Below are 12,599 nucleotides of genomic sequence, written 5' to 3'. Positions count from 1 at the left end.
GACGAGCACTTAGAACAACAGGCGGGCACGAATGGTGCCGGGAATCGCCTTCATTAGTTGCAGTGCGGTATTCGCCGCATCTGTTTCCACGTCGATCACCACATAGCCGATATCCGCGCTGGTTTGCAGATACTGGGCAGCAATGTTGATACCTTGCTCGGCAAAAATGGTGTTGATGGCCGTCAGTACGCCTGGGCGATTTTCGTGAATGTGCAGCAAACGTGCGCGATCGCTCTGTACTGGCAGGGAAACTTCCGGGAAGTTAACCGCAGACAGCGTCGAACCGTTATCAGAGTATTTTGCCAGTTTACCGGCCACTTCCGTACCGATGTTTTCCTGTGCTTCCTGCGTGGAACCGCCAATGTGCGGCGTCAGCAGCACGTTGTCGAACTCCAGCAGCGGAGAAACAAACGGGTCGCTGTTGGTTGCTGGTTCTTGCGGGAATACGTCAATCGCGGCACCCGCAATGTGTTGGCTGCGCAGCACTTCGCACAATGCAGGGATATCGACAACCGTGCCGCGTGAGGCATTGATCAGGATAGAACCCGGTTTCATCAGCGCCAACTCTTCTGCGCCCATCATATTCTGGGTGCTCAAGGTTTCAGGCACGTGCAGGCTGACCACGTCGCTCATGTTCAGCAATTCGGACAGATGACGCACCTGCTGAGCATTGCCTAACGGCAACTTGCTCTCGATGTCGTAAAAGTAGACGTGCATCCCCAGGCTTTCCGCCAGGATACCCAACTGGGTGCCGATGTGACCGTAGCCAATGATGCCCAGTTTTTTGCCGCGCGCTTCAAACGAGCCCACAGCCAGTTTATGCCACACGCCGCGATGCGCTTTGGCGTTGGCTGCCGGAACGCCGCGCAGCAGCAGCAGCATTTCACCAATCACCAACTCCGCTACGCTGCGGGTATTGGAAAACGGCGCGTTGAATACCGGGATACCGCGTTTGGTGGCGGAAGGCAGTTCTACCTGATTGGTACCGATGCAAAAACAGCCCACGGCAACCAGCTTTTCTGCGGCAGCAAACACTTCTTCCGTCAGATGAGTACGGGAACGCAAACCGACGAAATGCGCGTCACGAATGGAGGCTTTCAACGCTTCCGTATCCAACGCACCTTTATGGTATTCAATGTTGGTGTAACCCGCTGCGCGCAGGTTTTCCAACGCGCTCTGGTGAACCCCTTCCACCAGGAGGAATTTAATCTTGTCTTTTTCCAGTGATACCTTTGCCATTTCCCGACCTTATATTCAGACTTCAGATGCCAATGAACCCATTTGCCAAACAGCCTCTGCCAACATAACAAAAATTACGCCAGCAGCAAGACAATCGATTGCTTCCCCGATGCTGCCAACGGCGTCACAAACGCCCTTTTACAGTAAAAAATAAGGACAACGCGTCGCCTCGCCAGATGTGCAGGGAACAAAATAAGAAAAAGTGATATTAAGTACCAAAAGTGAGACTTTAACAATGGTGGGGTTTTTAAGCAAAAAAAATCGGACGTTAGCCTCTTCATGCCAACGCCCGATGTGCAGGAGAGAAATTACTTCAGGGTTTTCACCCCGTCAGCGGTACCGACCAGCGCAACGTCAGCGCCACGGTTGGCAAACAGACCGACGGTCACCACGCCCGCAATCCCATTGATACGGTTTTCTACTGCAATGGCATCTGAGATATCGAGATTGTGCACATCCAGAATGACGTTGCCGTTGTCGGTGACCACACCCTGACGATAGACTGGCTGACCGCCCAGTTTCACCAGCTCACGCGCCACGTAAGCGCGCGCCATCGGGATCACTTCTACCGGTAGCGGGAATGTGCCCAGAATATCCACCTGCTTGGAGGCATCGACAATACAGATAAACTGACGCGCAATGGCGGCAATGATCTTCTCACGCGTCAGCGCAGCGCCACCGCCTTTGATCATTTGCATATGCGGGTTGATCTCATCGGCACCGTCCACATAGATATCCAGTTCATCAACCTCGTTGCTGTCGAATACTGTAATGCCTAAGCTTTTCAGCTTCTCGGTCGACGCTACGGAGCTGGATACCGCGCCTTTAATCTGGTGTTTGATGGAACCCAGCGCGTCAATGAAGTGCGCGGCCGTTGAGCCCGTCCCCACTCCAACAATGGTATCCGGGCGAACATAATCCAACGCGGCCCAGCCGACTGCCTTTTTCAGTTCATCTTGTGTCATGGTCTGTATCGTGCCTGCAAATTACAGTGAGAAGAGAGAGGCGTTATTATAGAGCAAGCGCCACTGGAAACGACGCCAATCGCCGCGCGTCCTCCGATTATTTTCGGCCATCGGTGTGAAATGGGACAGATTTTTAGCGTGTTCCGTCAGAAAAATGTGGCATAGTGCAAAGACCAAGTTTTATCCATAGGAAATGGCACCTTCATGAAACGACCGGACTATCGCACACTTCAGGCCCTGGATGCCGTCATCCGTGAGCGCGGATTTGAACGCGCCGCGCAAAAATTGTGCATCACGCAATCCGCCGTTTCACAACGCATCAAGCAGTTGGAAAACCTGTTCGGACAACCGCTGTTGGTCAGAACCATCCCACCGCGTCCCACAGAACAAGGGCAAAAACTGCTGGCGCTGTTGCATCAAGTGGAGTTGCTGGAAGAAGAGTGGCTGGGCAACGATGCCAGCAGCGATATCCCGCTGTTACTGTCGCTGGCGGTCAACGCCGACAGTCTGGCTACATGGCTGTTACCCGCACTGCAACCGGTGCTGGTCGATTCCCCTATCCGTCTTAATCTGCAAGTGGAAGATGAAACCCGCACCCAAGAACGCTTGCGCCGTGGTGAAGTGGTCGGCGCCGTCAGTATCCAGCCACAACCGTTGCCGAGTTGTCTGGTGGATAAGCTCGGTGCGTTAGACTATCTGTTTGTCGCCTCACCAGATTTTGCCGCACGCTACTTCCCGAACGGTGTGACCCGCTCTGCCTTGTTACGCGCTCCTGCGGTTGCCTTCGACCATCTGGACGACATGCATCAGGCGTTTTTGCAGCAAAATTTTGATCTCTCGCCCGGTAGCGTTCCCTGCCATATCGTTAACTCGTCAGAAGCGTTCGTACAATTGGCGCGACAAGGCACCACCTGTTGTATGATCCCGCACCTGCAAATCGAGAGAGAATTGGCAAACAGCGAACTGGTCGATCTGACGCCGGGCCTGTTTCAGCGCCGGATGCTCTATTGGCACCGCTTCGCGCCAGAGAGTCGGATGATGAGAAAGGTGACGGATGCCCTGCTTTCGCACGGGCATCGCGTATTGCGCCAGTCCTGACGCGCGTTAAGCAGGCGTTACTGATTAGGTTGCAGCTCGAATACTACGTCAACCTGATCGTCAAACTGGATGCTTTGCTGCTCGTAAGTCTGTGCTACATCGGCCTCTGCCGCGACACCCGCCGCTTTAAACATCCGGGCCATCGGAACCGGCTGATAGTTGGCTACCTGATAGCGGATGCTGTAAATCGGCCCCAGCTTGGCGTTGAATCCGGTTGCCAGTGCTTTCGCCTGGCTGGTCGCCGTTTCTATTGCCCGCTGACGAGCCTGATCGCGATAGGCTTCCGGGTTGGCAACCCCCAGCTCCACGCCGCGGATTTCCGTTAACCCCGCGCGCAGCGCACCGTCCAGCAAGGCGTTTAGCTGATCCAGTTGGCGTACCGTTACCGCCACCTGACGCACCGCGCGATACCCTTTCAGTTCAGAGCGACCATCTTTGAGAAAATCGTATTCAGGATGGGTGCGCAGGTTGGCGGCGCTGATGTCTTTTCTTTCAATGCCGTGCTTTTCCAGATAGGCAAAATATTGCGCCACGCGGTCGTCCACCTGCTTTTTAGCATCAGCCACGTCTTTCGATGAAACGCTGACCTCAATCGCCAAATTTGCAATGTCCGGCGTGGCATCCACGCTCGCTTTGCCCGATGTCACGATGTGCGGTCCGTTCGGCAATTCAGCGGCCTGACCGGACAGTGGAAGCGTGCTTAATCCTAACAGGGCGGCTATCGCCAGTGCTTTTAGCTTCACAGTGTCGTTTCTCCTGATTCCATGTAATAGTGCGCCGTTGCAGGCCACGATGACGGCTGCGCGCCTGTGCTATGACTATGCCTACGGCTATAGGTAAATATAGTGCACAGGCTGGCTTGGCTTAACTATAGGTGAATTCCGGAATACCGTAAAAAAACGTCAACTTACAACACTATTGCAGACCAGAATGTGCTAGTTGCAGCGCAATACTCCACATGATGATGCCAACAAAGGCATTAATCACGCGCTGCGCTTTTGGCGTGTTTAACCACGGTGCCAACCAGGACGCCAGCAACGCCAATGCAAAGAACCACAGGAAAGAAGCCGTAATGGAACCCAAGGCAAACCAACTGCGCGCGTCGGGTGCCATCTGCCCACCAATGCTGCCTTGCACCACGAAAGTATCCAGATAGACATGCGGATTCAGCCAGGTGACTGCCAATACGCTAGCGATAACGCGCCAGCGGCTTTGCCGTGCGATATCCACACTGACGACTTCAAGCTGGCGGTTGAAAACCACCTTGAACGCGCCCCAGCCATACCACAGCAGAAACGCAACGCCTCCCCAGGTGATCAGTGACAGCAACAGCGATGACTGACTCAGCAACGCGCTACCGCCAAAGATACCCGCACAGATCAAGATGACATCGCTCAATGCACACAGCAGGGCAATCATCAGATGATACTGACGCCGAATCCCCTGATTCATCACGTAAGCGTTTTGCGGTCCCAGTGGCAAAATCATCGCCGCGCCCAGAAAAAATCCCTGCCAATACATGCCAAACATGGTTCTCTACACTCTCCCGGATGAACAATTCGAGGGAGTGTAAGGCGGTTTTTCCATTAATTGAAATTGAAGATTCTAATTATTCATTAGAGAATCTAATTTCGAATATCGTGCAATACCGAAGGTGAAACCGGCAGCGTTTTGGCTCCAACCTGCTTTTCATTACGTTGCAGTAGGAAAGCAACGGCAAACAGCGAAAACATAAACGGCAGTTCAAACAACTCTTCCAGCAAATCGGTACGCGATGTGTCGTAGACAAAGAGAAACGCCAAGAAGCGATGGTGTTCGATGGTATCGACGATAACGAAATAGAGCACCAACAACAGGATATCCCACACGGGCAGGCTTTCTTGCCGGAAACGGCGAATAATCTCTCGACGAATCACGGGCAACAACAGCGCACAGGCCGTCATCCCAATCAACACGATGGAAATAATGCGAAAGTAAAGCTTTGGCTCATCAGGGAAGTAATCCCGCCCCCAACTGATTCCCCGACCAAACAATAACATCCACCAACTGATACTCCAGAGCCAGAAGAACTTCGCCGCAGTCTCACGTCGCAGCGGCCTGATGTAGCACCAGGTGAACAGCGCACCAAACAGCAGCCATAGTGATTGAAACGTCTCAATCGCCAGCACCGCCTGGCTTTGCGCGGAGAAGAGTCTATTTCCAGTGTAAAGCAGCGAGGCGGCAAAAATTGCGATCGCCACGGTGTGGGGATACAGGGTTTTATCAAATTTCATAACACAACACATATCAACCAGTAACAGCGGTTAGGGTAGGTCGATAGGGGAGCCGTGTTTTTACTTTTCGAGTGAAAGCGTTTAGGCATCCGTGCGCTTAGCACCGGATGCCTAAAGAGGACTAACGAAAATTACGTGTTGGTTGATGTTGTCGGGGTTTGATGCAAATGCACATCCATTTGCGGATAGGGAATGCCGATCTGGTGTTCATCCAGCGCCCGTTTAAAACTTTCTAACAGATCCCATTTCACCGCCATGGCATCACCGTTGGTCGTCCAGACCCATACGACAAAATTCAGTGAAGACGCTGCCATTTCATTGAGACGAATGGTGACGCCACGTTCATGCTGAATGCGCTTATCTGCCGCGACGATATCCCCAAGCACCGTTTTGACCCGATCGATATCCGCGTCATAGGCCACACCAACGATAATTTCGGTGCGTCGGTCCGGTTCACGGCTGCTGTTAATGATGTTTCCAGCAATGATTTTCCCGTTGGGAACGACGATGATTTTGCCATCTGGCGTGCGCATCGTGGTGGAGAATATCTGCACCTGTGTCACCGTGCCAGAAACCCCGCCCAAATCGACAAACTCACCGGTACGGAACGGGCGGAACATCACCAGCAGCACGCCCGCCGCGAAGTTTGACAGCGAGCCTTGCAGCGCCAAACCCACCGCCAAGCCAGCAGCACCCATCACCGCAATCACCGATGCGGTTTGCACCCCAATGCGGCTCAATACCGCAATCAGCGTAAAGGCAATAATGCCGTAACGCACCAGTGCGGCAAGAAAATCCGCTACGGTGGTGTCAATCCCCCGCGCCACCATCACTCTGCTGATGCCCTTCGAGACCACACGCGCCACCAGCAGGCCGATGAGCAAAATGATAATGGCGGCCACCACGTTCACCGCATACTGGATCAGCAGAGCCTCATTATTGACGACCCATTGCCCCATACGGCTCAGGCTTTCGGTTACATCCAGTTCTTCCATTGGCACTCTCCCATTTTTGCATTTCACCCTTTGAAAGGGATGGTTCACACCCAAAATGGCCGCAAAGCAGGCCAGAAAAAATTAAGGCTCCTGATAAAAGGAGCCTCTTATTTTCATGCATTGTTTATCAATGCACTTATTAATATAGATTACAGTACGTCGATCGCGTTCAGTTCTTTAAACGCTTTTTCTAAGCGTGCAACCATGGTTGCCTGGCCAGCACGCAGCCAAACGCGCGGATCGTAGTACTTCTTGTTCGGCTTGTCTGCGCCTTCCGGGTTACCCAACTGCCCTTGCAGGTAGCCTTCGTTCTTCTTGTAGTATGCCAACACGCCTTCCCAGGTTGCCCATTGGGTGTCGGTGTCGATGTTCATTTTGATCACACCGTAGCTCACCGCTTCGGCGATCTCTTCTGCCGTGGAGCCGGAGCCGCCGTGGAACACGAAGTCCAGGCTGTTGTGCGGCAGGTTGAATTTCTTGGAGACGTATTCCTGCGAGTTGTGCAGGATTTTCGGCGTCAGTTGCACGTTACCCGGTTTGTATACGCCATGCACGTTGCCGAACGACGCCGCGATGGTGAAACGCGGGCTGATGGCATGCAGTTTTTCGTAGGCGTAAGCCACGTCTTCCGGCTGGGTGTAGAGTGCGGAGTTATCAAGGTGGCTGTTGTCCACGCCATCTTCTTCACCGCCGGTGCAACCCAGTTCGATTTCCAGCGTCATGTTGATTTTTGCCATGCGCTTGAGGTATTCGCTGCAAATCTCGATGTTCTCTTCCAACGGCTCTTCCGACAGGTCGATCATGTGGGAGGAGAACAGCGGTTTACCGGTCGCGGCAAAGTGTTTTTCACCGGCATCCAGCAGGCCGTCCAACCAAGGCAGCAGTTTTTTGGCGCAGTGGTCAGTGTGCAGGATAACAGGAATGCCGTAGTGTTCAGCCATCAGGTGAACGTGTTGTGCGCCAGAGATGGCACCGAGGATGGCGGATTTCTGGCCTTCCGCTTTCAGGCCTTTACCTGCGGTAAACACGGCCCCCCCGTTAGAGAACTGAACGATAACCGGTGCGCGAACTTTCGCTGCCGCTTCCAGCACCGCATTGACGGAGTCAGTACCGACGCAGTTGACTGCGGGCAGAGCAAAGCCATTTTCCTTTGCTACTGCGAAAACTTTCTGAACGTCATCGCCAGTGATGACACCAGGTTTTACGAAATCAAAAATTTTAGACATGTTACGTGTCCCGTCTCGTTGGCCGTGGAGGGTTGAGATAATTGACTACGGGCCGGACGCACAGCGTCCGAACCCACCGTTGCCCACTCGAGGAGGGAGCAACGGGTTGCCGGGTGACACCCCCGGCAAAGCGGCATTACTGCTTAGCACGCTCTTCCAGCATGACTACCGCAGGCAGTTTTTTCCCTTCCACGAACTCCAGGAAGGCACCGCCGCCGGTAGAAATATAAGAAATCTTGTCTGAAATGCCGAACAGGTCAATCGCGGCCAGCGTATCGCCACCACCGGCGATAGAGAACGCGTCGCTGTCTGCAATCGCCTGAGCGATGATTTCGGTTCCCTTACGGAAGTTCGGGAATTCGAACACGCCAACCGGGCCGTTCCACAGGATGGTCTTGGCATTTTTCAGAATATCGGCCAGACGCTCAGCGGACACATCACCCAGGTCCAGAATCTGTTCATCATCTTTGATGGCAGTCACTGACTTCAAGGTTGCGGTTGCAGTTTCAGAGAATTCCGTCGCTACGCGCACGTCGCTCGGCACTGGAATGTCGCAGGTTTCCAGCAGTTTTTTCGCTTCAGGGATCAGATCCGCTTCGTACAGCGATTTGCCCACGTTGTGGCCTTGTGCCGCTACGAAGGTGTTGGCAATACCGCCGCCCACGATCAGTTGGTCAGCAATCTTGGACAATGAGCCCAGCACGGTCAGCTTGGTAGACACTTTAGAACCGCCGACGATCGCTACCATCGGGCGCGCCGGGTTGCTCAGCGCTTTACCCAGCGCTTCCAGTTCGTCTGCCAGCAGCGGGCCTGCACAGGCGATATCAGCAAACTTGCCCACGCCGTGGGTAGAGGCCTGCGCACGGTGTGCCGTACCAAAGGCGTCCATCACGAACACGTCGCACAGCGCCGCGTATTTCTTCGACAGCTCTTCGTCGTCTTTCTTCTCGCCTTTGTTGAAGCGAACGTTTTCCAGAACCACCAACTCACCTTCGGCAACATCAACGCCATCCAGATAATCCTTCGCCAGACGAACCGGAGAAGAAATTTTATCTTTCAGATAGTTAACAACCGGCAGCAGGGAGAATTCTTCGTTGTATTCCCCTTCGGTCGGGCGTCCCAGGTGGGAAGTCACCATGACACGCGCACCTTGTTTCAGTGCGTTCTCAATGGTCGGCAACGATGCACGGATACGCGCATCAGACGTCACTTTACCTTCTTTAACCGGCACGTTCAGATCCGCACGGATCAATACGCGTTTACCCGCCAGATCCAGATCGGTCATCTTAATTACAGACATGGTGAATCCTCTTGTTGATTCTCTTATAAAGTTGTGTGATCGAGATTAAAATCCCTGACAATTCAGTTACATATAACTAAAAACCGCAGGCTGCCATCGCGCGTGTCGTATCCAGCATGCGATTGGCGAAGCCCCATTCGTTGTCGCACCAGACCAGCGTTTTTATCAGGTGCGACCCACTGACCCGCGTCTGCGTACCGTCGACAATGGCACTGTGCGGATCGTGATTAAAATCAGCTGAAACTAAAGGTAATTCCGTATAGTCAACTATACCACGAAATGCCCCATGCGCTGATTTTTGAAAAAGCGCATTGATTTCATTAACATTTACCGCTTGCCTTACCGTTACGCTCAAATCGATGGCAGTGACATTGATCGTTGGCACGCGCACTGAAATCGCCTCAAAACGGTCAGTAAACTGCGGGAAGATACGCGTAATGCCTGCCGCCAGTTTGGTATCCACCGGAATGATGGACTGGCTGGCCGCGCGGGTGCGGCGCAAATCGCTATGGTAAGCATCGATCACCGGCTGATCGTTCATCGAAGAGTGAATGGTGGTGACCGTGCCGCTTTCAATACCGAACGATTCATCCAGCAATTTAATAATGGGGATAATGCAGTTGGTGGTACAGGAGGCGTTAGACACAATGTGGTGTTCTGGCTGCAACGTCTCATGGTTGACGCCAAACACAATAGTGGTATCGATATCGTTGGCACCGGGGTGAGAAAACAGCACCTTCTTGGCACCGGCGGCCAGATGCGCTTCGCCGTGCGCGCGGCTGCCGTACACGCCGCTGCAATCGAGCACCACGTCAACGCCCAGCTCTCGCCAGGGTAACCCCTCAATCTCACGCTGATGCAATAGCAGAATGGCGTCATCACCGACGTAGAGCTGGTCGCACTCCTGGCGCACATCCCAGGCAAAACGCCCATGGCTGGTATCATACTTCAGCAGATGCGCCATACCTTCCGCGCTCGCCAGTTCGTTGATCGCCACCACGCTAATATCGGCCCGACGTCCGGATTCGTACAGTGCCCGTAACACGCTGCGGCCAATACGACCAAAACCGTTTATCGCAATACGAATTGTCATCGCATTCTCTGTATCAAGCTGAACACTCGAATTATGTAGGGTATAGAATAATCAGTACCAACACCGGAATAAACTGTTAAGTAAGACTATTCTTGGACAACACACCTGCCCTTGACGATCCACCTGCGAGATAATTCGCCGCTGTTCGGGATCAATCGCCCTAATTACGCCAACTGAAACGCTTCAGCTAGCATAATGCAAATTTTCAGCAAAGGAAATATCTCAACCAGAGCGCTTGCAGAACAGTGACGCAGTTCAAAGAAAAGGCGGTATTGGCATGGCAAGAAACGGCGTCTTGCCATGCCAGCATGGTGTATCAGACGGGCTTAGTGTGCAGGAGATCGGGATGGCGTAACATTTCTGCCAACGCCAGCATCGCCAATGATTGTCCATAAGAGCGCTGGCGAATCGGCACATCGGTATATTCTGGCAATGTCATAAACACCGGTGTACCGGAAGAGACTTCCGCCAGTTGTCCTTGTTGATCGATGCGCGCCAGCAGCGCAGCAATGGCATTAACGCCAGCATCGGCAAAGCGGCTATCGAGAATACCGAGCCGATACCCTTTCAGAAAGGCGTAGGCGATCGCCGCCGTGGCTGACGACTCCTGATAGCTGTGCGGATCGTTGAGCAGCGTGTGCCACATGCCGTTATCAGCCTGAGCGTTTAACAATGCTTCACTCTGGCGCAGAAAATTCTGCTCAATAAAGCGAGAGGACGCAGAGTGGCTTGCTCGCGTCAATTCCAGCAGTTCAACCGCCGTTATCGCCGCCCAGCCATTACCCCGGCCCCACAACGCACCGGCAAAGTGGTGTTTTTCCGTGAAATGCCAGCCGTGCCGCCACAGGCCGCTGACCGGATCGCTTAAAAATTGCGTATGCAACAAGAACTGATAGATGACTTCTTCGCAATAGGCAGGCTTGTTAAGCAGTTGTCCGGCCTTAACGTGGAACAGACCGCTCATAAACAGGGTATCGACCCACAATTGCCCTTCGTTATTGCGCGTAGCCGTGGTGTGGGCGAACCCGCCCATTTCGGTACGCAACAACCCCTGCTCAATCCACTCGCCGTATTCATTCACCAGCGCGCGCCATTGCACATTTTCCTGTTGCTCCAGCAGCGACACCAGCGTCAGCATCGGCGCGACGTGGTTGACATTTTTTACTGCCGCCTCTGCCCGATGGCGTTCAAACCAGGCGCTCAGGTAGTCAACATAGGTCTGATCGCCGGTCGCTTCATATAAGCGCCAAATGCCATACAACCCGACGCCTTGCGACCAGTCCCACAGTTCGATAGACATATCCGAACCGTAAGCACCGATGGATTTGAGATAGGCATCATCCTCACGGATGGCAACGATCTCCTGATACAACGCGGCGAGTTTTGTGGTAATGACTGATTTATCCAGCATGGGTTTCTTCCTGAAGGTTGGGCTACAGAGACGCGCTCAGCGGCAGCGTCTCTGTAACGTGGGGAGGTTATTCCCCAATGGCGATATTAGCCTCACGCAGCAGCGCGATTAGGTGCTGTTTCATTTCCGGGCTGGGCGGCGTCGCAGGCGCGGACACGGCGGCAGAAATTGACGAACCGGTGAGACGAATCGCTTCTTTTATCAGGCCGGTAAACGGCACTTCCAGGGTATAGATCTTCGACAACACGGCCAGACGGCGCAGCAGCGCTTGCACCGCGACCATATCCTTATCCAAAAAGGCCTGATAGATGCCGCAGGTGATTTCCGGCGCAAAATTCGAGGTGGCGGGGATCACGCCGTCGCCGCCGAGCAGCAGCGTATCAAGGGCATATTCATCAAAGCCGCAGAACACCAGAAAATTAGGATGACGGCCTTTCACTTCCGTGATCACCTGGCGGATATGGCTCATGCAATCAACGGTATCTTTAATGCCGACAATATTGGCGCAACTGTCTGCCAGACGACCAATTAATTCAACGGACAGGTTTTGCCCGGTCAATGCCGGGAAGTTATATAATAATTGCGGAATTGCCACCGCATCAGCAATAGATTTGTAGTGATTATAAAGGCGCTCATCGGACATCAGCGCATAATAGGGATTCACAATCATTACCGCATCAGCGCCAATATCTGATGCGTGTTGCGTTAATGCAATCGCCTCCGCCGTGGAGCAGGATGCGGTGCCGATAATCACCGGTTTGCGCCCATTCACTTTCGCTACGCAAAATTCAGCAATCGCTTTGCGTTGCTGCTGGGAGAAATTGGCAAACTCTCCCGCACTCCCCAAAAATAAAAAACCGTTTACGGCAGAGTCAATTAATCTTTCAATTAATACGCCCATGCCTTCCGGATCAAATTGACCTTTGGCATCAAGAATCGTTGGAACCGGAGGAATAACACCCGCAAGTGTTTTAAACATAAGTCACCACCTTTTTCCGT

General features: G+C 53.2%; 12 protein-coding genes. 1 reads left to right on the top strand and 11 read right to left on the bottom strand.

What is annotated here, in order from left to right:
- Window positions 1–9: 9 nt before the first annotated feature.
- Window positions 10–1,239, bottom strand: a complete 1,230-nt coding sequence (serA, locus tag J5069_RS14160; RefSeq protein ID WP_264644489.1) for a phosphoglycerate dehydrogenase — start codon at window positions 1,237–1,239, stop codon at window positions 10–12.
- A 308-nt stretch (window positions 1,240–1,547) separates the two neighbouring features.
- Window positions 1,548–2,204: a ribose-5-phosphate isomerase RpiA gene (gene rpiA / locus J5069_RS14155; RefSeq protein WP_264644488.1), complete on the bottom strand. Its 657-nt coding sequence runs from the start codon at window positions 2,202–2,204 to the stop codon at window positions 1,548–1,550.
- 204 nt (window positions 2,205–2,408) lie between these two features.
- Between rpiA and J5069_RS14150 the strand changes: the two genes are divergently transcribed.
- The gene (locus J5069_RS14150; protein WP_264623785.1) at window positions 2,409–3,302 is read left to right on the top strand and encodes a LysR family transcriptional regulator ArgP; all 894 of its coding nucleotides are present in this window, start codon (window positions 2,409–2,411) and stop codon (window positions 3,300–3,302) included.
- A 17-nt stretch (window positions 3,303–3,319) separates the two neighbouring features.
- On the opposite strand, the gene J5069_RS14145 is transcribed toward J5069_RS14150, so the two are convergent.
- The 9 genes from J5069_RS14145 to J5069_RS14105 all read right to left on the bottom strand — a co-directional run bounded on the left by J5069_RS14145 (window position 3,320) and on the right by J5069_RS14105 (window position 12,579).
- Entirely contained in the window at window positions 3,320–4,045 is a 726-nt protein-coding gene (locus J5069_RS14145; protein WP_264644487.1) for an oxidative stress defense protein, read from the bottom strand.
- Window positions 4,046–4,217: 172 nt separating this feature from the next.
- A complete protein-coding gene (gene argO, locus J5069_RS14140; RefSeq protein WP_264644486.1) occupies window positions 4,218–4,832 on the bottom strand; it encodes an arginine exporter ArgO in 615 nt (204 codons plus the stop codon).
- A 95-nt stretch (window positions 4,833–4,927) separates the two neighbouring features.
- Complete coding sequence (locus J5069_RS14135) at window positions 4,928–5,575, bottom strand: hypothetical protein (RefSeq protein WP_264644485.1); 648 nt, start codon at window positions 5,573–5,575, stop codon at window positions 4,928–4,930.
- 131 nt (window positions 5,576–5,706) lie between these two features.
- A complete protein-coding gene (gene mscS / locus J5069_RS14130; RefSeq protein WP_264644484.1) occupies window positions 5,707–6,570 on the bottom strand; it encodes a small-conductance mechanosensitive channel MscS in 864 nt (287 codons plus the stop codon).
- 149 nt (window positions 6,571–6,719) lie between these two features.
- Window positions 6,720–7,796: a class II fructose-bisphosphate aldolase gene (fbaA, locus tag J5069_RS14125; protein WP_264644483.1), complete on the bottom strand. Its 1,077-nt coding sequence runs from the start codon at window positions 7,794–7,796 to the stop codon at window positions 6,720–6,722.
- Between the two features lie 136 nt (window positions 7,797–7,932).
- Window positions 7,933–9,096, bottom strand: a complete 1,164-nt coding sequence (pgk, locus tag J5069_RS14120) for a phosphoglycerate kinase (protein ID WP_264644482.1) — start codon at window positions 9,094–9,096, stop codon at window positions 7,933–7,935.
- Between the two features lie 76 nt (window positions 9,097–9,172).
- Complete coding sequence (epd, locus tag J5069_RS14115) at window positions 9,173–10,189, bottom strand: erythrose-4-phosphate dehydrogenase (RefSeq protein WP_264644481.1); 1,017 nt, start codon at window positions 10,187–10,189, stop codon at window positions 9,173–9,175.
- A gap of 316 nt (window positions 10,190–10,505) precedes the next feature.
- A complete protein-coding gene (locus tag J5069_RS14110; protein ID WP_264644480.1) occupies window positions 10,506–11,600 on the bottom strand; it encodes a glycoside hydrolase family 105 protein in 1,095 nt (364 codons plus the stop codon).
- Window positions 11,601–11,667: 67 nt separating this feature from the next.
- On the bottom strand, window positions 11,668–12,579 hold the full coding sequence (locus J5069_RS14105) for a dihydrodipicolinate synthase family protein (protein ID WP_264644479.1): 912 nt from the start codon (window positions 12,577–12,579) through the stop codon (window positions 11,668–11,670).
- Window positions 12,580–12,599 lie beyond the last annotated feature (20 nt).

It is taken from the genome of Candidatus Symbiopectobacterium sp. NZEC127 (genome assembly GCF_025962675.1).
GTDB lineage: Bacteria > Pseudomonadota > Gammaproteobacteria > Enterobacterales > Enterobacteriaceae > Symbiopectobacterium.
This window is presented reverse-complemented; position numbering and strand designations above follow the sequence as displayed.

What these genes read in the sequence shown, in the direction of transcription:
- J5069_RS14105 (WP_264644479.1), bottom strand. Translation starts at nt 12,579, where the DNA reads ATGTTTAAAACACTTGCGGGTGTTATTCCTCCGGTTCCAACGATTCTT.
- epd (WP_264644481.1), bottom strand. Translation starts at nt 10,189, where the DNA reads ATGACAATTCGTATTGCGATAAACGGTTTTGGTCGTATTGGCCGCAGC.
- J5069_RS14135 (WP_264644485.1), bottom strand. Translation starts at nt 5,575, where the DNA reads ATGAAATTTGATAAAACCCTGTATCCCCACACCGTGGCGATCGCAATT.
- J5069_RS14110 (WP_264644480.1), bottom strand. Translation starts at nt 11,600, where the DNA reads ATGCTGGATAAATCAGTCATTACCACAAAACTCGCCGCGTTGTATCAG.
- J5069_RS14150 (WP_264623785.1), top strand. Translation starts at nt 2,409, where the DNA reads ATGAAACGACCGGACTATCGCACACTTCAGGCCCTGGATGCCGTCATC.
- argO (WP_264644486.1), bottom strand. Translation starts at nt 4,832, where the DNA reads ATGTTTGGCATGTATTGGCAGGGATTTTTTCTGGGCGCGGCGATGATT.
- mscS (WP_264644484.1), bottom strand. Translation starts at nt 6,570, where the DNA reads ATGGAAGAACTGGATGTAACCGAAAGCCTGAGCCGTATGGGGCAATGG.
- pgk (WP_264644482.1), bottom strand. Translation starts at nt 9,096, where the DNA reads ATGTCTGTAATTAAGATGACCGATCTGGATCTGGCGGGTAAACGCGTA.
- rpiA (WP_264644488.1), bottom strand. Translation starts at nt 2,204, where the DNA reads ATGACACAAGATGAACTGAAAAAGGCAGTCGGCTGGGCCGCGTTGGAT.
- serA (WP_264644489.1), bottom strand. Translation starts at nt 1,239, where the DNA reads ATGGCAAAGGTATCACTGGAAAAAGACAAGATTAAATTCCTCCTGGTG.
- fbaA (WP_264644483.1), bottom strand. Translation starts at nt 7,796, where the DNA reads ATGTCTAAAATTTTTGATTTCGTAAAACCTGGTGTCATCACTGGCGAT.